General features: G+C 69.5%; 26 protein-coding genes. 11 read left to right on the top strand and 15 right to left on the bottom strand.

The features are described 5' to 3' along the window. Nucleotides 1-14 precede the first annotated feature (14 nt). From AC07R7_RS25150 to AC07R7_RS25135, 4 genes are all read left to right on the top strand, one after another. Nucleotides 15-3,242 (top strand): intermembrane phospholipid transport protein YdbH family protein, encoded by a 3,228-nt coding sequence (locus tag AC07R7_RS25150; protein ID WP_494637053.1) that lies wholly within the window; start codon nucleotides 15-17, stop codon nucleotides 3,240-3,242. A gap of 35 nt (nucleotides 3,243-3,277) precedes the next feature. After that, nucleotides 3,278-3,463, top strand: coding sequence for a YnbE family lipoprotein (locus tag AC07R7_RS25145; RefSeq protein WP_492841216.1), 186 nt, complete (start codon nucleotides 3,278-3,280; stop codon nucleotides 3,461-3,463). A 14-nt stretch (nucleotides 3,464-3,477) separates the two neighbouring features. Next, nucleotides 3,478-3,834: a YdbL family probable chaperone protein gene (locus AC07R7_RS25140; RefSeq protein WP_492888754.1), complete on the top strand. Its 357-nt coding sequence runs from the start codon at nucleotides 3,478-3,480 to the stop codon at nucleotides 3,832-3,834. A 76-nt stretch (nucleotides 3,835-3,910) separates the two neighbouring features. After that, nucleotides 3,911-4,783, top strand: coding sequence for an EamA family transporter (locus AC07R7_RS25135; protein WP_494637050.1), 873 nt, complete (start codon nucleotides 3,911-3,913; stop codon nucleotides 4,781-4,783). Between the two features lie 110 nt (nucleotides 4,784-4,893). On the opposite strand, the gene cysQ is transcribed toward AC07R7_RS25135, so the two are convergent. After that, entirely contained in the window at nucleotides 4,894-5,679 is a 786-nt protein-coding gene (cysQ, locus tag AC07R7_RS25130) for a 3'(2'),5'-bisphosphate nucleotidase CysQ (protein ID WP_494637048.1), read from the bottom strand. 10 nt (nucleotides 5,680-5,689) lie between these two features. Then, nucleotides 5,690-5,881, bottom strand: coding sequence for a DUF3553 domain-containing protein (locus AC07R7_RS25125; protein ID WP_492841224.1), 192 nt, complete (start codon nucleotides 5,879-5,881; stop codon nucleotides 5,690-5,692). 64 nt (nucleotides 5,882-5,945) lie between these two features. Between AC07R7_RS25125 and chpT the strand changes: the two genes are divergently transcribed. From chpT to AC07R7_RS25110, 3 genes are all read left to right on the top strand, one after another. Then, nucleotides 5,946-6,635, top strand: a complete 690-nt coding sequence (chpT, locus tag AC07R7_RS25120; protein ID WP_492888751.1) for a histidine phosphotransferase ChpT — start codon at nucleotides 5,946-5,948, stop codon at nucleotides 6,633-6,635. 108 nt (nucleotides 6,636-6,743) lie between these two features. Continuing rightward, nucleotides 6,744-7,121, top strand: a complete 378-nt coding sequence (locus tag AC07R7_RS25115; protein WP_492841228.1) for a response regulator — start codon at nucleotides 6,744-6,746, stop codon at nucleotides 7,119-7,121. Beyond that, nucleotides 7,118-7,951 (top strand): CheR family methyltransferase, encoded by an 834-nt coding sequence (locus AC07R7_RS25110; protein WP_494637045.1) that lies wholly within the window; start codon nucleotides 7,118-7,120, stop codon nucleotides 7,949-7,951. Before AC07R7_RS25115 ends, AC07R7_RS25110 begins: the two co-directional genes overlap by 4 nt. On the opposite strand, the gene AC07R7_RS25105 is transcribed toward AC07R7_RS25110, so the two are convergent. The 5 genes from AC07R7_RS25105 to nepR form a co-directional block, all read right to left on the bottom strand. Next, on the bottom strand, nucleotides 7,909-9,042 hold the full coding sequence (locus AC07R7_RS25105; protein WP_494637043.1) for a hypothetical protein: 1,134 nt from the start codon (nucleotides 9,040-9,042) through the stop codon (nucleotides 7,909-7,911). The genes AC07R7_RS25110 and AC07R7_RS25105 overlap by 43 nt on opposite strands. 165 nt (nucleotides 9,043-9,207) lie before the next feature. After that, a complete protein-coding gene (locus tag AC07R7_RS25100) occupies nucleotides 9,208-9,342 on the bottom strand; it encodes an entericidin A/B family lipoprotein (RefSeq protein ID WP_125159551.1) in 135 nt (44 codons plus the stop codon). A gap of 93 nt (nucleotides 9,343-9,435) precedes the next feature. After that, nucleotides 9,436-11,130: a sensor histidine kinase PhyK gene (gene phyK, locus AC07R7_RS25095; RefSeq protein WP_494637041.1), complete on the bottom strand. Its 1,695-nt coding sequence runs from the start codon at nucleotides 11,128-11,130 to the stop codon at nucleotides 9,436-9,438. After that, on the bottom strand, nucleotides 11,127-11,732 hold the full coding sequence (locus tag AC07R7_RS25090; RefSeq protein WP_492841236.1) for a sigma-70 family RNA polymerase sigma factor: 606 nt from the start codon (nucleotides 11,730-11,732) through the stop codon (nucleotides 11,127-11,129). Before AC07R7_RS25090 ends, phyK begins: the two co-directional genes overlap by 4 nt. Before the next feature lie 2 nt (nucleotides 11,733-11,734). Further along, nucleotides 11,735-11,920 (bottom strand): anti-sigma T factor NepR, encoded by a 186-nt coding sequence (gene nepR, locus AC07R7_RS25085; RefSeq protein WP_199743613.1) that lies wholly within the window; start codon nucleotides 11,918-11,920, stop codon nucleotides 11,735-11,737. A gap of 233 nt (nucleotides 11,921-12,153) precedes the next feature. Here nepR and phyR point away from each other — a divergent pair, with 233 nt between their 5' ends. After that, nucleotides 12,154-12,954, top strand: coding sequence for an anti-anti sigma factor/receiver protein PhyR (gene phyR / locus AC07R7_RS25080; protein ID WP_492888747.1), 801 nt, complete (start codon nucleotides 12,154-12,156; stop codon nucleotides 12,952-12,954). Nucleotides 12,955-13,163: 209 nt separating this feature from the next. Here phyR and AC07R7_RS25075 read toward each other — a convergent pair whose 3' ends face one another. From AC07R7_RS25075 to AC07R7_RS25060, 4 genes are all read right to left on the bottom strand, one after another. Beyond that, nucleotides 13,164-13,427, bottom strand: coding sequence for a hypothetical protein (locus tag AC07R7_RS25075; protein ID WP_494637038.1), 264 nt, complete (start codon nucleotides 13,425-13,427; stop codon nucleotides 13,164-13,166). 14 nt (nucleotides 13,428-13,441) lie between these two features. After that, nucleotides 13,442-13,630, bottom strand: coding sequence for a hypothetical protein (locus AC07R7_RS25070; RefSeq protein WP_492841242.1), 189 nt, complete (start codon nucleotides 13,628-13,630; stop codon nucleotides 13,442-13,444). 314 nt (nucleotides 13,631-13,944) lie between these two features. Then, nucleotides 13,945-14,421, bottom strand: coding sequence for an OmpA family protein (locus AC07R7_RS25065; protein ID WP_494637036.1), 477 nt, complete (start codon nucleotides 14,419-14,421; stop codon nucleotides 13,945-13,947). 90 nt (nucleotides 14,422-14,511) lie between these two features. Then, on the bottom strand, nucleotides 14,512-14,856 hold the full coding sequence (locus AC07R7_RS25060) for a YMGG-like glycine zipper-containing protein (RefSeq protein WP_492888745.1): 345 nt from the start codon (nucleotides 14,854-14,856) through the stop codon (nucleotides 14,512-14,514). Nucleotides 14,857-14,991: 135 nt separating this feature from the next. Between AC07R7_RS25060 and AC07R7_RS25055 the strand changes: the two genes are divergently transcribed. Further along, a complete protein-coding gene (locus AC07R7_RS25055) occupies nucleotides 14,992-15,870 on the top strand; it encodes a diacylglycerol/lipid kinase family protein (RefSeq protein ID WP_492888744.1) in 879 nt (292 codons plus the stop codon). Nucleotides 15,871-15,880: 10 nt separating this feature from the next. Then, nucleotides 15,881-16,690, top strand: a complete 810-nt coding sequence (locus AC07R7_RS25050) for a metallophosphoesterase family protein (RefSeq protein ID WP_494637033.1) — start codon at nucleotides 15,881-15,883, stop codon at nucleotides 16,688-16,690. A 34-nt stretch (nucleotides 16,691-16,724) separates the two neighbouring features. Here the strand turns inward: AC07R7_RS25050 and AC07R7_RS25045 are convergent, their stop codons facing one another. The 4 genes from AC07R7_RS25045 to AC07R7_RS25030 form a co-directional block, all read right to left on the bottom strand. Beyond that, nucleotides 16,725-16,904, bottom strand: coding sequence for a DUF1328 domain-containing protein (locus tag AC07R7_RS25045; RefSeq protein ID WP_125159561.1), 180 nt, complete (start codon nucleotides 16,902-16,904; stop codon nucleotides 16,725-16,727). 124 nt (nucleotides 16,905-17,028) lie between these two features. Further along, on the bottom strand, nucleotides 17,029-17,649 hold the full coding sequence (locus AC07R7_RS25040; RefSeq protein WP_494637031.1) for a superoxide dismutase: 621 nt from the start codon (nucleotides 17,647-17,649) through the stop codon (nucleotides 17,029-17,031). Between the two features lie 232 nt (nucleotides 17,650-17,881). Further along, on the bottom strand, nucleotides 17,882-18,280 hold the full coding sequence (locus AC07R7_RS25035) for a DUF883 domain-containing protein (RefSeq protein ID WP_492841254.1): 399 nt from the start codon (nucleotides 18,278-18,280) through the stop codon (nucleotides 17,882-17,884). Further along, a complete protein-coding gene (locus tag AC07R7_RS25030; RefSeq protein ID WP_494637029.1) occupies nucleotides 18,277-18,621 on the bottom strand; it encodes a hypothetical protein in 345 nt (114 codons plus the stop codon). The genes AC07R7_RS25035 and AC07R7_RS25030 overlap by 4 nt, the downstream gene beginning before the upstream one ends. A 200-nt stretch (nucleotides 18,622-18,821) precedes the next feature. Between AC07R7_RS25030 and AC07R7_RS25025 the strand changes: the two genes are divergently transcribed. Beyond that, nucleotides 18,822-20,660, top strand: a complete 1,839-nt coding sequence (locus AC07R7_RS25025; protein WP_494637027.1) for an HWE histidine kinase domain-containing protein — start codon at nucleotides 18,822-18,824, stop codon at nucleotides 20,658-20,660. The last annotated feature ends 3 nt before the right edge of the window (nucleotides 20,661-20,663 follow it).

The following is a 20,663-nucleotide window of genomic DNA, read 5'->3' as shown; positions in this document are numbered from 1 at the left end:
CTGCCAAGGACCTGATGGCCGAGCCCCCGACCGCCCCCGAAACCCGTAAGACGCCCCGGAAGGCCTGGGATCACGCGCGCCTGATCGACCTCGGCCTCGAGGCCCTGTCGCTGTCGATGCTGGTCATGATCGCCACTGGCCTCGTGGTCTGGTCGGGCCGACGCGAAATCAGCCGCGAGCTGGCCGAGGCCTGGCTGCGCGAGCATGGCGTCGAGGCCACCGTCGAGCTGGACGACCTAGACGCCACCGGCTTCACCGGCAAGGTCCGCCTGGGTTCGCGCGACAACCCCGTCTTCGCCGCCGACCGGCTGGAAGTCGCCTACGACCTGTCCGCGCCGTGGAATGGCGAGAAATTCGGCATCCAGACCAAGGCCGTGCGGCTGGTCCGCCCGCGGATGCTGGCCAGCATAGACGAAAAGGGCCAGGTGCGGTTCGGGGCGTTGCAGCCGCTGCTCGACGACTTTCTGAAATCGCCGAAGAAGCCGAACGTCCCAGGCCCGGCCGTGCTGGTCGAGGATGCGCGACTGGACCTGATCACCCCCGGCGGCCGCGCCCGAATCACCGGCGACGCCAGCCTGGACGACGGCCAGTTGCTGCGCTTCGACGGCCGCCTGGCGCCGCTGCGCTATGCGGCGCGAAACCTGGTCCTCGACGCCAAGGGCGCGACCGTCACGGCCCGCAAGCGCGGCGACCGGCTGACCATAGACGTCTCGCTGGCCCTCGACAGCCTGGAGGCCGAGGCCGCCGACCTCGCCGGGACCACCGCCAAGCTCTCCGCCGACCTGCCCTATCCGGACCTGGCCAGGATGACCGCCAGCGGCCCGCTGGAAGCGCGGCTGACCTTGCGCGCCGAGAACGGCCGCTTCGGCGACGCCCAGGGCGAGGCGGTGACCGGCGACCTCTCCTTGACCGGACGCCTGGACGGCGGGCTGGAGAGCTTCGCCTTCCTGGGTCGAGGCCGCGCGGCCCTGCGCGGCGGGCGACTGTCCGCGCCGTCGCTGGACGCCCGCGAGGCCAGCCTCGCCGTCGACCTCGCCCGCATCGCCGGCGGTCGCCAGGACGGCCGGCTGACCCTGCGCGGCGCGACCAGCGCGGAGTTGCGAACGGGCGAGGCCGTGGCCGCCGGGACCGCGCTCCGTGCTCTTCGGGCTCGAGCGACCTCCGACAATCTGGGCCTGGCGGCCGACTCGAGCGGCATGAGCGTCAACGGACCGCTGAAGATCGAGGCCGGCGCCGACCGTCTGGCCGCCGGCGCGCTGGCCCTGGCCTCGGCGCGGCTGAACGCCAGCGGCCGCATCGACCAGGGCGCCAAGGGTCTGTTCCTGACCCTGAACGGCTCGGCGGGCGGCCACAGCGCTATCTCGGGCCCCGACGCCGAGCGCTTGGCGGCCCTGATCCCCAATCCGGACTATGGCAAGCCGCTGAGCCAGGCCCTGCGGACCTTCGACCTGGCCTTGCCCGCCGTCGGGCTGGAGGTCAGCGGCGCGCGGACGAAGCTGACCCTGCCCCGCGAGGCGCGCCTGTCCGCGTCCAACGGCGTCGTGCTGACCGCCGCCGCCCCGAAGGCCCTGCTGATGGACGCGGGCCCGGAGGGGGCGCGTGGCGCCTTGCAGGTCGCGCTCGCGGGCGGCGGCCTGCCAAAGGTGCGGATCACGGCCAGCGACTGGCGCGCCTCAGGCGGGGTGATGACCTCGCCCCTGTCCATCGCCACCGAAGACTTCGACCTGCCGCCGATCCAGGGCGTCACCGGCCAGATCGACGGCCAGGCCCGGATCGCCGGCGGCCGCTTCACCCTGACCACGCCCAAATGCGCGCCGATCACCGCCAAGGCCTACGCCCTCGGCGACGCCCCCGTCACCGCGATCCAGGCGACCCTGTGCCCGGCCAAGGCCCCGCTGGTCACGGCCAGCGCCCAGGGCTGGAGCGCGGCCTTGCGCTTCCAGGACGCCAAGGGCGAACTGGCCCTGGCCCAAGCCAGGCTCCAGGGCGTCAAGGGCGAGGCGACGCTCGGCGGCGTTCACGGGTTCGAGCGCGCCAGCGTTCAGGTCGCCAGCGCCGCCGTCACCGACGCCGCCCCCGAGCGCCGCTTCAACCCCGTCCTCGCCAAGGGTCAACTGGGCCTGTCGGGCGGCCTGTGGAACGGAACTTTCCAGGCCGCGACGCCGGTCGGCGCGCCGCTGGGCGAGATCCGCCTGCGCCACGTGGTGGCGACCGGCGTCGGCCAGGCCGACATCGACGCCTCGAAACTGGCCTTCGCCAAGGACGGCCTGCAGCCCGCCGACCTGTCGCCGATGGCCGCCTTCGCCACCGACGCGCGCGGCCCGGCCAGCTTCACCGGCGTCTTCGCCTGGAACGCCAAGGGCGCGACCAGTCGCGGCCGCCTGGTCGCCGACAACATCGACTTCACCAGCCCGATCGGCCTGGTCGCCACCCTGGACGGCGCCGTCGACTTCAACAGCCTGGCGCCCCTGACCACCGCCCCCGGCCAGGCGCTGAGAATCGCCAAGATCGACTCCATCGTGCCGCTGACCGCCGTGGAATCCGAGTTCCAGCTGGCCGCCGACAGCCTGAAGCTCTCCAAAGCCACGTTCGAGGCCGCCAAGGGCCGGATCTCGATCGAGTCGATCGACGTGCCCCTGGGCCTGGACAAGACCCTCAGCGGGACCATCGTCATCGAGCATCTCGACCTGGGCGAAGTCATCGCCGCCACGTCCCTGGCCGAGAAGGTCAAGGTCCAGGCCGTGGTCGACGGTCGCCTGCCTTTCACCTTCGGTCCCGAGGGCCTGCGCTTCCATGAGGGCAGGATCACCGCCATCCAGCCCGGCCGGGTCGAGCTGTCGCGCACGGCCCTGACCGGGGTCGCGGCCAGTCCCACCGACAGTCCGGGCGCGCCGCCACCGGCGCCGGCCCAGGTCAACGCCATCCAGGACTTCGCCTATCAGGCCATGGAGAACCTGGCCTTCGACCAGCTGGAGGCCGGGGTGAACAGCACCGACAAAGGCCGCCTCGGCGTGATCTTCCACATCAAGGGCCGGCACGATCCCAAGGTCCCCGAGAAGGCCCGGGTCGGGATCCTGGACCTGCTGCGCGGGCGCGCCTTCGACAAGCGCATCGCGCTGCCGGCCAAGACGCCGGTCGATCTGACCCTCGACACGTCGCTGAACTTCGACGAGCTTCTCAATGCCTGGAAGCTCGCCTTTTCGAAGCCGGCCCAAACCCGTTCAGGCGCGGTTCAACCTTGACCCGCCAAGCTGAATACGAACTGGAGACTTCACGCATGAAGACGCGCGCCCTCTTGCTAACCCTCGCCGCGACGGGAGCGCTCGGCGCGGCCGCCTGCACGCCCACCGTCCGCGTGAAGGTCGACCCGATCAATATCTACGCCAAGCTGGACGCCGACGTGCGCGTGCGGCTGGACAAGGAAGTCCAGTCGCTGATCCAGCAAAACCCCAACCTGTTCTAAGAAGGAGAGCCGACATGATCCGCAAGACGATGACGGTTCTGGCCCTGGGCCTGGCGATGACCGCCGCCGGCGCCAACCTGGCCATGGCCCAATCGGCCGCCGCCAAGGCCGCCGTGGACGCCGCCAAGGCCGCCGGCACGGTCGGCGAGCAAGCCGACGGCTATCTGGGCATCGTGTCCGGCGGCGACGCGTCCCTGCGCGCCTCGGTGGCCGAGATCAACACCGGCCGCGCCGCCGCCTACAAGGACATCGCCGCCAAGACCGGCGTGACCCCGGACGCCGCCGGCCAGGCCACCGCCAAGCAGCTCTACAGCCGCCTGGCGCCAGGCCAATACTGGAAGCCGCTGGATGGCGGCTGGGTGAAGAAGTAAGCGCCTGATCTAAACCGTCATCCCGCGCCTTGTGCGCGGGATGACGGGAAGGGTTCGCGGCCCTAAAAAGCGGCCGATGTCCGCCGCCCGCCAACGCTTCCTGCCCTATGCCGCGCTGATCGGGGCCATCGTCACGCTGTGCGTCGGCACGTCGCTGGCCAAGAGTCTGTTTCCGGCCGTCGGCGCGCAGGGGACCAGCGCCTATCGGGTCGGGTTCGCGGCGCTGATCCTGATGCTCGTCTGGCGGCCCTGGAACCATCCGATCTCGCGCGCAGACCTGGGCCGGGTCGCGCTGTACGGCGCGGTGATGGGCGTGCTGAACCTCAGCTTCTACATGGCCATCCGCACCGTGCCGCTGGGCGTGGCCGTGGCCATCGAGTTCATCGGACCGTTGGCGGTCTCGGTCGCCAGCTCGCGCAAGCTGATCCACTTCGTCTGGATCGGCCTGGCCGTCCTGGGCCTGGCCATGCTGCTGCCGATCGATCCCGGCGCCAAGCCGCTGGACCCCGTCGGGGTCGGCTTCGCCTGCGTCGCGGCGGTGATGTGGGCGCTCTATATCATCCTGGGCAAGCGGACCGGCCACCTGCACGCCGGGCGCTCGGTGGCGCTGGGCATGGCCGCCGCGGCCCTGATCGTCGTGCCGATCGGCGTCGCCTCGGCCGGGACCGCGCTCTTCCAGCCCAGGCTGATCGCGCTGGGCCTGGTGGCGGCGGTGATGTCCAGCGCCATCCCCTATTCGCTGGAGATGATCGCCCTGCGCGCCATCCCCAAGCGCAGCTTCGGCGTGATGCTGAGCCTGGAGCCGGCGATGGGCGCGCTGGCGGGCCTCGTCATCCTGCGCGAACACCTGGCCCTGACCCAGTGGCTGGCCATCGCCGCGATCGTCGCGGCCTCGGCCGGGACGATCATGACGACGCCCGGCGAGGCCGTGACGGAAGACGTTCCCTAGAGCCTGTCTGGTTTAGATGGAACCATCTAAACCAGATAAACAGGCTCTATCTTCATACACTTAGAGCTCGTTCGAGCGGTTTAACCTCTCACACTTAAACCTAACGCGCTCTAGGCCGCCGGCCCGCCGCGCACCACGAACCAGCCGTTGCGGAATCCCTGGTCGGCCTTGCCGTAGAGGAACTGCGAGCCGTCCGGCTGGGTGAAGGTCCCGCCGGCCGCGACCACCACCGCATGGGCGGCGGCGGTGTCCCACTCCGAGGTCGGGCCATGGCGCGGATAGATGTCGGCCGAGCCCTCGGCGATGCGGCACATCTTGATCGAGCTATCCATCGGCGCGCGCAGGTCGAAACCGTACTGGGCGGCCAGTTCGGCGGCCTTCTCCTCGCGCATGGTGTGGCTGACCAGACCCAGAGCCTCGCCCGTGGGCCAAGGACGCACGTGGACCGGCGTCTCGGCCCCGTCCGGGCCCGCGCGCTTCACCGCGCCCCGCGCCGTCGTGAACCACACCTCGCCCGTGGCCGGGGCGCAGACCGCGCCCGCGACCGGCGCGCCGTTGTCGATCAGGCCGATATTCACCGTGAAGTTGGGGTCGCCGCGCACGAAGGCCTTGGTGCCGTCGACCGGATCGACCAGGAAGAAGCGCGGCCCCACGGCGTCGGGAGTCCCGAACTCGCTGGCGTCCTCCTCGGAGATCACCGGCACGTCCGGATAGAGCTCGGCCAGTCGCCGCAGGATCAGGCGCTCGCCGGCGCGGTCGGCTTCGGTGACCGGGCTCTCGTCGGCCTTCTGGACCACGGCCAGCTCGGTGCGCCAGAACGGCAGGATCACCGCCGCCGCCTCTTCGGTGATCGTGGCCAGGGCGCGGCCCCAATCCGCGAGATTTTCGCTGCTCATTGCTGTCCCCTCACCCCAGTCCTCTGGGGTCGTCGCCGACGAAGACCAGACGCACGCGGTTGGCGTCGATGGTCTGCTTGCCGGCCTCTTCGAAATTTACGGTCACGCGGTGTCCGATCACGGACTGAACCTGCCCCAGGCCCCAGTCGGGCTGGCCGGGATGGCGCACCAAAACGCCAGGCTCTAGAAACGGATCGACCACGGGCTTCGTTTAGAGCGGCGGGCCCCGTTTGCCAAAGCCTCAAATCACGGCAGAGTCCGCCGCCATGACCGACATCGTCCCAGAGACCTCCCTTGCGGCCCCGGCTCCCGCGTCCCCCGAAACGGACGTCCAGGGTCCCGACTTCGCCGCCATGCTGGCCGCGCGCCTGTGCCATGACTTCATCAGCCCGGCCAGCGCCATCGTCTCGGGCCTGGATCTGCTGGACGACCCGGCGGCCCAGGACATGCGCGACGACGCCATGAACCTGATCGCCTCGTCGGCCCGCAAGCTGGCCGACCTGCTGCAGTTCACCCGCGTGGCGTTCGGCGCCTCGGCCTCGGCCGAGAACTTCGACTCGCGCGAGCTGGAAAAGCTGGCCCAGGGCGTGTTCGCCCACGTGCGCCCGACCCTGGACTGGCAGATCGAGCCGCAGGCGATGAACAAGCCGTCGTCGCGCGCCATCCTCAACATCGCCCAGATCGCCGCCAGCGCCCTGCCGGCGGGCGGCGTGGCCACGGTCAAGGGCGTGGCCGCCGACGGCCGCTTCTCGATCATCGCCGACTCGGTGGGCCCCCGAGCCCGCCTGCGTCCGGAGGTCCTGGCCGGCCTGAAGGGCGAGCCCCTGGCCGAGGGCCTGGGCGGTCCGTGGGTTCAGGCGGCCTATCTGAACGCCCTGGTCCGCGCGGCCGGCGGCCAGATCGCCGTCGAGATCGGCGAGGAACGCGCCAGCATCGCGGCCTGGGTTCCGGCCTAGACGGCCGCGCCGCTCAATCTTCGCCATAAAAGTTACATTTGCCGCACCCCGATCCGGGTTTAGGCAAACCGCTCCTTAACCAGACCGCTCCCACGATGGCGGCCTGAATTGGAGCATGCCGTGAAGACCTGTCTGGTGGTCGACGACAGCCGGGTGATCCGCAAGGTCGCCCGCCGAGTCCTCGAGGACATCGGCTTCGAGATCGCCGAGGCCGCCGATGGCATGGAGGCCCTGGCGTGGTGCCGCGCGGCCATGCCCGACGCGGTGCTGCTCGACTGGAACATGCCGGTGATGAACGGCATCGACTTCCTGCGCCAGCTGCGCAGCGAGCCCGGCGGCGCCGCGCCCAAGGTCGTCTTCTGCACGGTCGAGAACAGTCCCGATCACATCCGCGCCGCCATCGAGGCAGGGGCGGACGAATACATCATGAAGCCGTTCGACGGCGACATTATCGAGGCGAAGTTCGCCGAGGCGGGCCTGCTGTGACGCCCGAGGACATGGACCTGCTGGCGGCCCTGGGCCGCGCCCGCGCCGGCGTGCGGGTCGAAACCGAAAAGCCTTACCTGGTCGAAAGTCGTCTCTCGCCGCTGGCGAGACGCGAAGGCTATGACTCGATCGAGGCGTTGATCGCGGCGCTGCGGGCCAAGCGCGAGGACCGGCTGATCTGGGCCGTGGTCGAGGCCCTGTGCCGCAGCGACACCACCTTCTTCCGCGGCCGCGAGGCCTTCACCCAGCTGCGCGACGAGGTGCTGCCCGCCCTGTCACATCGCCGCCCCGACGCGCCGATCCGCATCTGGAGCGCGGCCTGCGCCACCGGCCAGGAAGTCTATTCGCTGGCCATCGCCGCCAACGAGGCCAACGCCTTGGCCACTGGGACGCGGTTCGAGTTCTTCGGCTCCGACCTCTCCGAGCGCTCGCTGGAAAAGGCCCAGGCCGGCATCTACACCCAGTTCGAGGTCCAGCGCGGCCTGCCGATCCGGATGCTGATCAAGTATTTCGAGAACCAGGACGACACCTGGACGATCTCGCCGCGCATCCGCCAGATGGTGCGCTGGAAGCGGATCAACCTGCTGTCCGACCTGTCGGTCATGGGCCGCTTCGACGTCATCCTGCTGCGCGGCGTGCTGAAGAACATGGACGCCGCGTTGCGGGCCAAGGTGGTCCAGGCCCTGGTCGCCCTGCTGCCGGCCGACGGCGTGCTGGCCCTGGATCCTGAAGACGACGTCTCGGAATTCGACGACGTGCTGACCGCCGCGCCCGGCGGGGTCGGTATCTACCTGCGCGATCCGTCCGTGCGAGTCGCCGCGGCGGCGTAGGCCTTGGCGGGCGCGCGCGTCACCGTCGCCCCACCGACGAGGCCGCCCAGCGCCTCTCCCAGCTTGGTCATTCCGCGCACCGGCGCCGGCGTCACCGCCGCGAAGGCGGGCGCGAGCTTGCGGAACAGGATCGGCGGCGCCTCTGGACCGACGATGGCGCCATGCAGGTCCATCAGATCCACCACCTGACGGGCGGCCTTGCGCCACGCGATCGGCGGGACGATGCCGTGCGGCGCCGGGGCGCGGCAGTCGGAGAAGTCCGGCTTCAGCCCGCTGCCGGCCTCGATCGCCGCTTCGATCTCACGAGCATAGGCTTGGTCACGGGCCAGGCGATCGACATCGACCACCAGGTCGGCTTCCGGCAGGGCCTTCAGGTACGAGCGCAGCCACACCGCCAGGAAGGCCTGGAACGAAACGCTGGCCGGGGCGCGCTTCAGGCGCCGGCGGACGGCGGCGACCCGCGCGTCCAAGGTCCCGCCTCCTTGGCCCCCGGCGTCGAAGTCGCGGCCCAGCAGGGTCCGCGAAACGTCGCCGCAGCCGGCCATCTCGGACAGCAGAACATAGTGGCAGAGCTCGAAATAGGTCGGCCGCGGTCGCTTGCGCAGCGAATAGAACGACAGCCATTGCTGCACCGGATCGCGGATCAGCACTACGTGGAAGCCGCCGAACCGGCGCTTCAGCCATCCCGCCCGGCCCAGGGTGCGGCAGCAGGCCAGCACCGGCGTCTCACCCTGGGCCCTGGCGGCGGCGACCAGTCCCTCGACATAGGCCTGCTGGGCCAGGTCGCTGGCTTCGGGCTCGATCCAGAAGCGATCGAGGGCGAAGCCGGGCTCGAAGCGCCGCACGCCGCCCGCGGGGTCGAGGACGACCTCGAATTCCTTCAGGTAGGGCTCGGTCCCGCCCGGATGGCGCAGGCCGCTGTTGTCGGGGGTTTCGACATCGATGGTCCGCGCCGTCAGCCTGGCCAGCTGCTCGTGCCAGGGTTCGTAGTAAGCGCGCACGCCCGCGAGCGCCCTGAAGCGATGCCAGACATAGGTGCTGGAGCAACGCCAGCCGCTATGCACGAAGACGGTGTGGGTGTGTAACGACAAGCGCGCCCCTCGACGGGGACAAGTCTGGCTTGGCAATCTTGCAGTCGGATATCGACGAAGCCACCCAAGGTCGCATTCGCGCAATACTGCGACGTTTTATGGCGCGAACGAAAAAGGCCCGCCGGCGGAACCGGCGGGCCTTTCGCTAGATCAGGTCTGAGCGCCTTACTTGACGTCCTTGGCCGTCTCGCTGACGGCCTTGCCGGCCGACGAGACGTCCTTGCCAGCGCCCTCGACGGTGTTGCAGGCGGCGACCGACAGCGACGCGAGGGCGGCGGCGATAATGACGAGCTTACGCATGGTCTTCTCCGATGTTCGCCCCCGAAGGGATGGGGAAGGGGCGCTTGAAACGATTGCCCCTCAAGAACGTCAGCGGCGAAGCTCGGTTCCAGCCTAGGTTAGGGGAATCACCGCCTGCGGGGTCGGGAAGGTCAGGCGTACGGTCAAACCACGCGGGATGTGGCTTTCGAACGTCACCTTGCCGCGCAGCTGACGGGCGAAGGCGGTCATCAGGGTGCGGCCAACCCCGCCGCCGACGCTGTCGGGCGCGCCCGGACCATCATCGCTGATGGAGAGCTCGGCCTCCTCGCCACGCACGTGGAAGCCGACGCTGAGCATGCCGCCCGCCGGACCGAAGGCGTGCTTCTGGGCGTTGGTGATCGCCTCGACCGCGAACAGGGCGATCGGGGCCAGCCGGTCGGGATCGATGACCAGCGGATCGGCATGGACCTCGGTCCGCACCAGCGGCGAGGTGGACATGTCGTTCGCCAGCAGTTGGGCGGTCAGCTCCTCCAGGAACGGCCGCAGATCGACGCGCTTGAGATCCGGCCCCTGGTAGAGGGCCCGATAGATCTGGGCCAGGGCGGTGATCCGCTGCCGGGTGTCGTTCATCGCCGCCTTGGCCGCGGGATCGGCCAGGGCCCGCTGCTGCATGTTCAGCAGCGAGGTGATGATCTGCAGATTGTTCTTCACCCGGTGATGGATCTCGCGCATCAGCGCGTCCTTCTCGGCCAGGCTGTCCAGCAGCGAGGCGTCGCGGGCGACGATGCCGCCGGCCATGGCGTCGAGGGTCGCCGCCAGCTCGCGGATCTCCGGCGGCGCGCGCTCGGCCTGCAGCGGCCGGACGGTGAAGCGGCCACGCGCATAGATCGCCGCCACGCGCTGCAGGTAGACGATCCAGCGGATCACCTCCCGCTCGGCGACGATCAGCACCGCGCCCAAGGCCAGGAAGAAGGCCAGAAGCGGCAGCAGCAGGCGCGAGATCGGGTTGATCCAGGCCCAGGACACCAGGCCCGGCGTGGGGGCCGACAGCACGACGAAGACATCGTCATTGACCAGCGGCGCGGCCGAGTAGGTGCGCTCATTGTGGGCCGCGTCCTCGTGGCTCCAGATCGCCGCGCCGCTCTTGGCCGCGCGCGCGCGCCAGCCGCGCGGCGGCGCCGAGAAGGCCGAAGGGTCGGTGGCGGCGAAGATCGCGCCGTTCGAATCGGCCAGCGCCACCTCGGCCCCGTCGGGCATGAAGCGGTTGACCGTGCCGACCTTGAGGTCGCGCAGGTTCAGGACGGCGGCCAGCGCCCCCTCGAACTTGTCGGGCGCGCCAGCGCGAACGGCGGCCAGCACCGCCGGCTCGTTCGCATAGACCGCGCCGGGATCGGAGGCCACGACCATGGTCGCGCCGTCGCGCAGTTCCTGGAACCAGGGCCTCTGGCCCCGCTGGGTGTCGAACGGCGTGGTCGCCGCCGCGCAGGCCACGCGGCCACGCGAGTCGAAACGGATCAGATTGGCGTAGCCCGGCAGGCGGGCGCGCACGTCGGCCAGGCGCTGGGCGCATTCCAGCCCGACCGAGCCTGGGCCCAGGGTCTGGAGCAGCACCCCGGCCGCCTCGATGCGGGCCCGGGCGTTGGCGGCGCTCTGTCCGGCGGCCAGCTCCAGGCTCTGGCGACGCGAGTCGGCCTCGGCTCGGAAGGCGAAGATCGATTGCGCGCCGCCGATGATCAGCACGGGAAGCAAGGCCACGCACAGCGCGAAGGCCAGGCGGACTCGGATGGAGGTTACGGCCTGCTCGGCGCGGCCGGCGAAAGTCTTCACCGCAGAGAGCTCAACCGCTCCGCGTCGGCGAGGATCGCATGCATGGCGTCACCCGCCGATGCGCCGTCACGATCATAGGCCCCCGCTTCGAGGATGGCCTGCAACGCCCGGCGGGCGCGGCTGACCCGGCTCTTCACGGTGCCCACGGCGCAGCCGCAGATCTCGGCCGCTTCCTCGTAGGCGAAGCCGCCGGCGCCGACCAGGATCAGGGCTTCGCGCTGCTCGGCCGGCAACATGGCCAGACCCAGGCGCAGCTCGTCCAGGGCGACGGGCGCCTCGGGATCGTCGACCGCCACCAGGGTCCGCTCGGCGGCTTCCTGGTCCAGCTGGCTCTGGCGCCAGCTGCGGCGCTTTTCCGAATAGAACTGGTTGCGCAGGATCATGAAGGTCCAGGCCTTCATGTTGGTGCCCAGCTGGAAGCTGGCGCGCGCGTCCCACGCCTTCATCATGGCGTCCTGCGCCAGATCGTCGGCCGCGGTGGGGTCGCCGGTCAGGGTGCGGGCGAAGGCGCGCAGATGCGGAATCAAGGTGACCAGTTCGCGTTTGAACTGGTTGTCACGGACGGGGTCGGGCGGCGAGCGGCCGACTTGCGGTTCGCTCATGCTCAGCGCTCTCCCTTCGGAGGCTCGGCCTTGCGGAGAATCTCGAGGAATTCGTCGGGCACCGCCTCGTTGACGACCTCATCGAACATCTGGCGCAGCTTCACGCCGATGGCCTGCTGGCGCAGACGCGCCTCATCCAGCGCCGCGGCGCTCTTGCGTTTGTCTTCCATGGGTACGTGTTCGATCATGTCCTCGACACCGAACTGCATTTGCATCGGCGTCCGCCCCCTTTGGCCGAATGTCTTTCCGCCAGACGACAACGTGGTTTTCCGTGCCCGGTTCCATAAGCTTGAGCTTAAGATGTCAAAAATCCGCACCGGACGGAACCGCTCAGTTGAGGAGGCGTTATCGACCATCGACGGAACGGCATAGCTTTGCCGTTCGTTAGTTAGTTTTCGAAGACACCGCATCGGGAGGGGTCATGAGTCTTCTTGCTCGGCTGGCGCCGCATCTGCCTTACATCCGCCGCTACGCCCGCGCCCTCACCGGCGATCAGTCGACCGGCGATCATTATGTCCGCGTGGCTCTCGAGGCCCTCGCGGCCGGCGAGCGTTCGCTGGACGACGATCTGTCGCCGCGCGTGGCGCTGTATCGCGTCTTCCACGCCATCTGGCTCAGCTCCGGCGCCCAGCTCGAGGCGCGCCGCGACGAAGGCCTGACGGCTGGCGACGACGCCGCCCAGCGCCTGATGCGCATCGCCCCGCGTTCGCGGCAGGCCTTCCTGCTCACCGCGCTCGAGGGCTTCACCCCGTCCGAAGCCGCCCAGATCCTGGACTGCGACTTCGGCGAGGTCGAACGCCTGATCTCCGACGCCCAGGCCGAGATCGACGCCGAACTGGCCACCGACGTCCTGATCATCGAGGACGAGCCGGTCATCGCCGCCGACATCGAGGCGCTGGTCAGGGAACTGGGCCACCAGGTCACCGACATCGCCGCCACCCGGGGCGAGGCCGTCGAGGCCGTGGCCCGCCGCACCCCAGGCCTCGTGCTGGCCGATATCCAGCTGGCCGACGGCTCGTCGGGCATCGACGCCGTCAAGGACATCCTGGGCCGGATGGACGTGCCGGTGATCTTCATCACCGCCTTCCCCGAGCGCCTGCTGACCGGCGAGCGCCCGGAACCGACCTTCCTGATCACCAAGCCCTTCCAGCCGGAAACGGTGAAGGCGGCGATCGGCCAGGCGCTGTTCTTCCACCCGCGGCGGACCGCCAAGGCCGCCTGATCTCAGGGTCGCTCCCGACAAGACCCTTTGAACGGCTCTCCGAAAGGAGGGCCGTTTTTCTTTCGGCCCCAGGCGGGAAGGCCGGAGCTCCTACGGACATGAAGAAAGGGCGGCCTCCTTTCAGAAGGCCGCCTTCGATCGCCAAGGCTAGAGCATTTCCGACGAAGCGGAGACCGATTCGTCGTCGGAAAATGCGTCCAGACAGAACCCTAGGGCGTCTGGCGCGCCGGCGTCTGCTGGGTGTCGTAACGCTGGGCCTCGGCCGGCGTCTTGGCGCCGTTGTTGACCTCGACCTCGGCGAGATCGCGGGCGCGGAAGGTCCAGGCCCCGAACAGGGCCAGCGCCGCGAGCACGGTGGAAATGATCAGCACCCAGAACACCTGGCGGCCCCAGCGACCCTGGCGGGCGCGGGTGGCGTTCAGGCGGGGTCCCCGCGGGTCTGCCGCGGCGTCGTGATGAATGTCGGCGGGCATGATGTCATACCTCCTTATGGCGTCCAGATACGGGTGGCGTCCGCGTGGTCGCGGTCGTTGAAGGCCTGCACCATCCCGGCGGAGGCTCCGACCGCCACGATCACGACCAAGGCCATGACGCGCGAGCGCACCCTTCTTTGACGCTGCGTGAGCGTCGAGACGAAAACCGTACCGCCATGCTCGGCCTGATAAGTCCGGATCACGACGTTGCTCCCCTGCCTCGGCGGACCACATGTCCGCCTGGGATTTCAACGTGTTCCGGACACCGCCGTTCCCGCCGCCCGACCCTTTCGGTCGTTCGCGAAAAAAAACGCGCGAGGTCGGAACCGTTCGCGCGAAACGTCGTTTTCATCCTTGCGAAGGCGGCGACGCCCCCCCGACTTGAGGCTGGCGATAGCCAGCCTGCCGCCTTCGCACCCCCCTTTTGTTGATGCGAACTTGGGCGGACCGGGCGACCGGCCCGCCTTTCCTTCGGCTGCGCTCAAGCGAACGGCCTGAGCGGCCCGCCCGTCCTGGCCTATTTGCTCTCCAGGTCGAACAGGATGTCCGCCCGGCGGCGCAGCGGCGCGGATGCGCCCGACGCCGCAACGGCCCCGGCGTCCCCCACGGCGGTCGTATCGATCTCGACCTTGCCAAAGCCGGCCTTGGCCAGGGCGGCGGTCACCGTCGCGGCGCGCCGCTGTGACAGGACCAGGTTCGCCCCGGTGGTCCCCACGGCGTCCGCCAGGCCGGTCACCCTCACGGACTTCACGGCGCAGCCTCTCGCCTGGGACTGGGCGTTGGCCAGCAGCATGCGGGCCTCTTTCGTCAGGTCGGCGCTGTCCTGCTCGAAATAGACCGAGGACTGGAAATCGGCGCAGGCGGCCGGCGCGGCGGCCACGGGCTTGCGCAACACCCGCCATGGGCTCTCGGACGTGGCGCAGCCCGCCAGCGCCAGGACCACGCCCGCCACGCTGATGGCCTGCACGGCATAGGTGATCTTCATCGTCTTCATTCGAACCCTCCTCCTCGAACCTGCGAACACAAGAAAGGCGATCGGCTGAGCCGATCGCCTTCCATGGGGCGTCGTCGCGTCTCGTCCAGCTTAGTAGCGGCGCGCGCCATCTTCCCAGTAGTAACGACCGCTGCGGGAGTCGTAATAGTAATAACGGCCCGCCCGCTCGTCATAGTACTGGCGGCGGTTGGTGTCGGTCGCGCCACAGCCGCCGTCTTCGCGGCAGCCCTTGATGGCCCCAGCGGTGCCGCCGATGGCCGCGCCGATCGCGGCCCCCGTGCCGGCGCTGCCGCTGCCCACATTGTTGCCGATCACGGCGCCGGCCAGGGCGCCGATGGCCGCCCCGCCGGCGGCGTTGCGCTCCACATTGCCGGTCGAGGTGCACGCCGCGGCAAGCACACCCACGCCCATCAGGGCGATCATGGTCATCTTCATCCTGGCTCTCCGTTCCAAGCTTCCTGTCCCCTGCTGCAGCAAACGACTCCCAAGCGCGACGGTTCCGTTTGGCGGGGGAACCACGGCCGAGCTCCGCCCGTTGCGTCGGCGAGTTTGACGAGAAGAGGGGAGCGCGTGAAGCGCATCGAGGTCATCGCCAACACCGCGTCCGGATCCGTCGGCCCGGACGCGCCGCGGATCGCCGAACAGCTGCTGGCGGAATACGGCGTTTCCGGCGTCGTCCACGCGCCGCGACCGGGCGAGCTGATCAACTGCCTGAGGACGGTGATCGACAGCGCGCCGGACGCGGTGCTGGTGATCGCCGGCGACGGCACGGCCCGCGCCGCCGCCGAAATGGCCGGGCCGGACGGCCCCCTGATCGCCCCCCTGCCCGGCGGCACCATGAACATGCTGCCGCACGCTCTCTATGGCGAACGCGACTGGCAGGCGGCGATGAAGGCCTGCCTGGAGAACGGCGAGGCGCGGACCATTTCCGGCGGCGAGGTCGGCGGACGCCTATTCTTCGTCGCCGCCATCCTGGGCAGCCCGGCCCTGTGGGCCACGGCGCGCGAGGCGGCCCGCGAAGGCCGTTTCAGCGTCGCCATCGCCCGTGCGCGTCGGGCCCTTCGACGCGCCTTTTCCGGCCGCCTGCGCGTTTCGCTGGACGGCCGACCCGAGATCAAGACCGAGGCCCTGACCCTGATGTGCCCGCTGGTCTCGACCGCCCTGGACGCCGACGAGCGCGCTCTGGAGGCGGCGGCGCTGGATCCGTCCAGCGCCCTGGACGTCTTCCGCCTGGGCTTCAACGCCGCGCGAGGCCAGTGGCGCGAGGACCCGTCGGTCAACGCCGGCCGCTGCCGCACCGGCAAGATCCGGGCTCACGGCCGCATCCCGGCGATCCTGGACGGCGAGCCCGCGCGGTTCGATCCCGAGGTGTCTGTCCGCTTCCGCCCCAAGGCCTTCCGAGCCCTGGTTCCGCCAGATGAGACCCCAAAGGACGAGACGCCAGAGTGAGCCTAGACCAATGAGGCTGGTCCAGCTCTCCGACATCCATTTCGGCGGCGAGAACCAGGAGGCCGTCGAGGCCGCGACAGCCTGGATCGCCGAGGCCCGGCCCGACCTGGTGGTGGTGGCCGGCGACCTGACCCTGGACGGCAAGGCCCCCGAGTTCGACGCGGCGGCGGCCTGGCTGAAGCGCCTGCCCGATCCGATGATCGTCGTGCCCGGCAACCACGACACGCCCTTCGTCGGCCTTGGCGAGCTCTTCGAGCGCTTCACCCGCACCTGGCGGCGGTTCAGGGACCGATTCGGGAACGAGGATGGCGCGGCCTGGCGGGCGCCGGGGATCACCGTGACCTCGCTGAACACGGCCCGCGCGGCCCAGGCGCGCTGGAACTGGTCGAAGGGCGCGGTGTCGCGCGGCCAGGTCCGCCGCGTCATCCGCGAACTGGAGGCCGCGCCCGCCGGCGACCTCAGGGTGGTGGTCTGCCATCATCCGCTGATGGAGGTTCTGGGCGGACCGATGACCGCAAAGGTCCATGGCGGGGTCGACGCGGCCAACCGCTTCGTCCAGGCCGGGGCCGACGTCATCCTGTCGGGCCATATCCATCTGCCGTTCGTCACCGCCGTCCCGTTCGGCGACGGCAAGACCCAGGCGATCGGCTCGGGCACCCTTTCGCACCGAGAGCGGGGCGCGGCGCCAGGCTTCAATGTCATCGAGGTCGAGCCCGGCTGCGTGCGCGTACAGGCCCTGGCCTATGCGCACGGCAAGTTCGAGGTCTGGCGCACCTGGGCCTGCGACCGCAGAAGCCCAAACGAAAACGGCGCGGCCTGAACCGCGCCGTTCCGCCGTTTAGCCTCGGTCCTACCTAGCGTGGCGCGCCGCGTCCGCCTCGGAAGAGGTGGCTGACCAGCGACACCAGGAACAGGATCAGGAAGACGTAGAATAGGATCTTGGCGATCCCGATCGCGGTCCCGGCGATGCCGGTGAAGCCCAGGAGGGCGGCGATCAGGGCGACCACCAGGAAGGTCACGGCCCAGTTCAGCATGGGTCTCTCCGGATGAGCCCGGCCTTTCGAGCCGGGGCGTTGTCTTTAGTCAAGGCCATGGCCCCGCTTCGAGAAAACGCACCCGACTCCCGGGCGTTCCGGAAATTAGTCGCCGAGTATGGCCCTATTCCGGAGCCGGATAGGCCCAGCCTTGCGAACCCGACTTGGCCGCCGCGTACTGGCTGTCGGCGAGGGTCCAGTTGATCAGGTTGTCGAAGACCGCTTCCAGGAAGCCCTTCCGCAGGTTCTGGTAGTCCAGATAGTAGGCGTGCTCCCAGACGTCGGCGACCACCAGGGCCGTGAGACCCTGGGTGACCGGGCTTTCGGCGTCGTGGGTCGAGATGACCTTCAGCGCGCCCGAGGCGTCCGAGACCAGCCACACCCAGCCCGAGCCGAAGTGGCCGATGCCCTCGGCGACGAACTTTTCCTTCAGGGCGTCCAGGCCGCCGAAGGTCGAGTCGATGGCGGCGGCCAGGTCGGCGCCCGGAGCGGTCTTGGTGGGCGAGAGGCCGTCCCAGAAGAAGGCGTGGTTCCAGGCCTGGGCGGCGTTGTTGAACACCTTACCCGGACCGGCGCCCTTGATCACCGCTTCCAGCGAGCCCTTGTCGTCGCCGTTCAGCAGGCCGTTCAGCGCGGTCACATAGGCCGCGTGGTGCTTGTCATGGTGGAAATGGAGGGTGTTGGCGGAGATCGTCGGCTCCAGCGCGTCGTACGCGTAGGGCAGGTCCGGCAGCTTGTACGTCATGTTCACTCCATGGGAAGGCGTTCCAGGGAGGAGGGAACGCGCGGGAAGCATCTAGAGCCCACCAGGACAAAGCGTAAGCGGTTTCACCGCCGCAAGCCGCCAAGGCGCGCTCAAATTTTCGAGATAGATTCCCTTGAAAACTTAGGGTTTCCGGGAATCCGAAGACCAATGCTCCAAGACAAACGCCACCGAACGGATCCGGTGGCGTCGGTCTTGAACAACATTGGCGTGATCAGCGCTGCGGCGGCTTCGGGTCCAGGAAGGCCTTGGCCAGCGAGGCGGTCAGGGTCGGGTTCTTCAGAGCGAAGATCCCGGCGGCCAGACCGATGCCGATCGACATCAGCGGCCTGTCGCGCACGATCTCGATGACCTTGCTGGTCATGTCGAAGCCCTGCTGCGGGGCCTGTTGGTTGTTATGATGACGACCTTCGACCTTGCGGGCGGCGATCATGCCGGCGATGGCGACGATCAGGGCCGCGACCGCCGCGACGATCGCGGCCGCGCCGGCCGCCGTCACCAGCGGAACCAGCACGGCGTAGATCGCGAAGGCGGCGGATACGACGGCCACCGCGGCGGCGGCGGCGATCGCCGCGGCCGCGGCCAGCGTCATCAGAGTCTTTTCGAAGATCACCGGTTGTTGCTGCGGCCGCCGGAGAGCAGCAGGCCGATCAGCACGCCGACGCCGAGACCGGCGAGGGTGGCGGTGATCGGACGCTCACGCACGCGCTCGGAGACGTAGCGCTGGGCGTCCTCGATCTGCTGGCCGGCGGTGTCGGTATAGGTGCGGCTCTGGGCGCGCAGGGTTTCGAAGCCTTCCGAAACCGACTTCTCGACGCGCTTGGCGGCTTCGGTCAGCGAGACGCGGGCGGCGTCGGCGGCGTGGGCGAAGCTGCGCTCGGCGTGTTCGACGGCCTCGAGCGTGGCCGACTTGGCCTTCTCGGCTTCCTTGGCGGCGGCGGGACTGGCGGGCATGATCATCTCCTGTTCGCGACGCGACCGACCTGGGGCGCTGAAGCTGCGCCTCGTCAACGCCTGCTCGACGTCGGGGTTCCACGTTAGCGCAAGGGCCCAAGCTTCACCACTGTGGAATCCCCGGCTGAGCGCGTAAGAGGCCCGAAAAGAAGCGTCCAAAGGCGCTCGCGCTAGACGCGAAGCGGGTCTAAGGTCGAATCATGGAGGACGCCCCCATCGTCAGCGACGAGCGCCAGGAAGCCGCCCGGCTCAACGCCTTGAAGGCCTTGAACATCCTGGACAGCGCGGTCAACGAGCCTCGCTTCATGCGCCTCGCGCGTCTGGCCGCTCGGCTGTTCGATGCGCCCAAGGCCGCCGTCGTCCTGGTCGACGAGGACAGGGTCTGGCGCAAGGCCTTCGTTGGCTACGCCGGCCCCGAAGGGTCCCGCGCCGGCGACCTGGCCGACCAGGTCGTGACCGCCAACGGCCCCGTCGCCCTCGGCGCGCCGATCCGCGACAAGCAGGGTCATGTGCTGGGCGCCCTGGTAGTGGAAGGCCCGGGCGCGAATGGCCCCGCCTCCGACGAGGATCTGCGGGCGCTGGAAGACCTGGCCGACCTGGCCGCGGAAGGCCTGGCCGACCAGCCATGCCTGGCCCGCAGCCTCGAGAGCGAGCGCCTGGACCTGGCCATCTCGGCCGCCAGCCTCGGCGAGTTCGAGTGGGACATCAAACGCGACGTCTTCAAGATCAGCCCCCGCCTGGCCAAAATCTCGAACGTCGAGCCCGGCGAGATCCCGGCCGAGGACGGCGAGGCCCTCTACGTATACGTGCACCCCGACGATCGGGCTTGGCTGAAGGAAACGATCGACGAACAGTTGGCGGAAAGCGATCGCTACGAGGCCGAATATCGCCGGCCCAATGGCCCCGACGGCCGCGAAATCTGGAACCATGGCTCGGGCGTCATCGTGCGCGACGCCAATGGCGAGCCGGCCTATCTGATCGGCGTCGTCCAGGACATCACCGAGCGCAGGGCCGAAGAGGACCAGCGCGAAAACCTGGTCGCCGAGCTGGACCACCGCATCAAGAACCTGCTGGCCGTCGTCCAGTCGGTGGCGGCCCAGTCGGCGCGCAAGTCGGCCTCGCTGGACGTGTTCCTCAAGACCTTCGCCGCGCGGCTGAAGTCGATGAGCTCGGCCCACGACCTCTTGACCGCTGCCCGCTGGCGCGGCGCGACCCTGGCGCGGATCGCCGCCGCCGAACTGGGCGGTCTGGCCCCGACCCAGACCCGCTGGGACGGGCCGGAACTGTTCCTAACGCCGCGCGCGGCCTCGGCCCTGTCGCTGGCGCTGCACGAACTGGCGGTCAATGCGATGCGCTATGGTTCGCTTTCGACCGAGACCGGCAAGGTCGAGGTCGTCTGGCGGCGCACGCCCGAGGGCGGCTTCGCCCTCGAATGGCTGGAGACCGGCGGTCCGCCGGCCACCGCGCCAGCCGCCAAGGGCTTCGGCGCCACCCTGATCGAGGACGTCGCCGGCCGCGAACTGGGCGGTTCGGCCAAGATCAACTACCGCTCCAGCGGCGTCACCGCCATGATCCAGGGCGCGGCCGAGGCCCTGGCCGACGCGCCGCCGATCGAGCCGGCCGAAGTCGCTCCCGAGCGTATCGTCGAGACGGTGGTCGCCGCCGACGAGACCGTCCGCCCGGGCGCCATCGCCGGCCTGAAGGTGCTGATCGTCGAGGACTCGCTGCTGCTGGCCCTGGAGCTGGAAGCGGGCCTGGAGGACGCCGGCGTCGTGGTGGTCGGCTGCGCGGCCGAGCTCAGCGAGGCGCTGTCGATGGTCGAGATGGACTTCGACGTCGCGGTGCTGGACGCCGACCTCAACGGCCAGTCGGTGGCGCCGGTGGCCGAGATCCTGCGCACCATGGGCCGGCCGTTCGTCTTCGCCACGGGCTATGCCGACAAGGCCGCGCCGATGGGCTTCGACGCCCCGATCGTGCGCAAGCCCTACAACGTGCACCAGATCGCGCGGGCCGTGGCGGGGGTCACGGGACGGGCTTGATCA

The sequence above is a fragment of the Caulobacter sp. GW821-FHT05F04 genome, assembly GCF_059419665.1.
Note: the sequence above shows the minus strand (reverse complement) of the source record. Positions and strands in the feature narration are given on the sequence as shown.

Coding starts and splice junctions, on each gene's coding strand:
- AC07R7_RS25150 (WP_494637053.1), top strand. CDS start 15: ATGGCCGAGCCCCCGACCGCCCCCGAAACCCGTAAGACGCCCCGGAAG.
- AC07R7_RS25145 (WP_492841216.1), top strand. CDS start 3,278: ATGAAGACGCGCGCCCTCTTGCTAACCCTCGCCGCGACGGGAGCGCTC.
- AC07R7_RS25140 (WP_492888754.1), top strand. CDS start 3,478: ATGATCCGCAAGACGATGACGGTTCTGGCCCTGGGCCTGGCGATGACC.
- AC07R7_RS25135 (WP_494637050.1), top strand. CDS start 3,911: ATGTCCGCCGCCCGCCAACGCTTCCTGCCCTATGCCGCGCTGATCGGG.
- cysQ (WP_494637048.1), bottom strand. CDS start 5,679: ATGAGCAGCGAAAATCTCGCGGATTGGGGCCGCGCCCTGGCCACGATC.
- chpT (WP_492888751.1), top strand. CDS start 5,946: ATGACCGACATCGTCCCAGAGACCTCCCTTGCGGCCCCGGCTCCCGCG.
- AC07R7_RS25100 (WP_125159551.1), bottom strand. CDS start 9,342: ATGCGTAAGCTCGTCATTATCGCCGCCGCCCTCGCGTCGCTGTCGGTC.
- AC07R7_RS25090 (WP_492841236.1), bottom strand. CDS start 11,732: ATGAGCGAACCGCAAGTCGGCCGCTCGCCGCCCGACCCCGTCCGTGAC.
- nepR (WP_199743613.1), bottom strand. CDS start 11,920: ATGATCGAACACGTACCCATGGAAGACAAACGCAAGAGCGCCGCGGCG.
- phyR (WP_492888747.1), top strand. CDS start 12,154: ATGAGTCTTCTTGCTCGGCTGGCGCCGCATCTGCCTTACATCCGCCGC.
- AC07R7_RS25075 (WP_494637038.1), bottom strand. CDS start 13,427: ATGCCCGCCGACATTCATCACGACGCCGCGGCAGACCCGCGGGGACCC.
- AC07R7_RS25065 (WP_494637036.1), bottom strand. CDS start 14,421: ATGAAGACGATGAAGATCACCTATGCCGTGCAGGCCATCAGCGTGGCG.
- AC07R7_RS25060 (WP_492888745.1), bottom strand. CDS start 14,856: ATGAAGATGACCATGATCGCCCTGATGGGCGTGGGTGTGCTTGCCGCG.
- AC07R7_RS25050 (WP_494637033.1), top strand. CDS start 15,881: ATGAGGCTGGTCCAGCTCTCCGACATCCATTTCGGCGGCGAGAACCAG.
- AC07R7_RS25045 (WP_125159561.1), bottom strand. CDS start 16,904: ATGCTGAACTGGGCCGTGACCTTCCTGGTGGTCGCCCTGATCGCCGCC.
- AC07R7_RS25040 (WP_494637031.1), bottom strand. CDS start 17,649: ATGACGTACAAGCTGCCGGACCTGCCCTACGCGTACGACGCGCTGGAG.
- AC07R7_RS25030 (WP_494637029.1), bottom strand. CDS start 18,621: ATGCCCGCCAGTCCCGCCGCCGCCAAGGAAGCCGAGAAGGCCAAGTCG.
- AC07R7_RS25025 (WP_494637027.1), top strand. CDS start 18,822: ATGGAGGACGCCCCCATCGTCAGCGACGAGCGCCAGGAAGCCGCCCGG.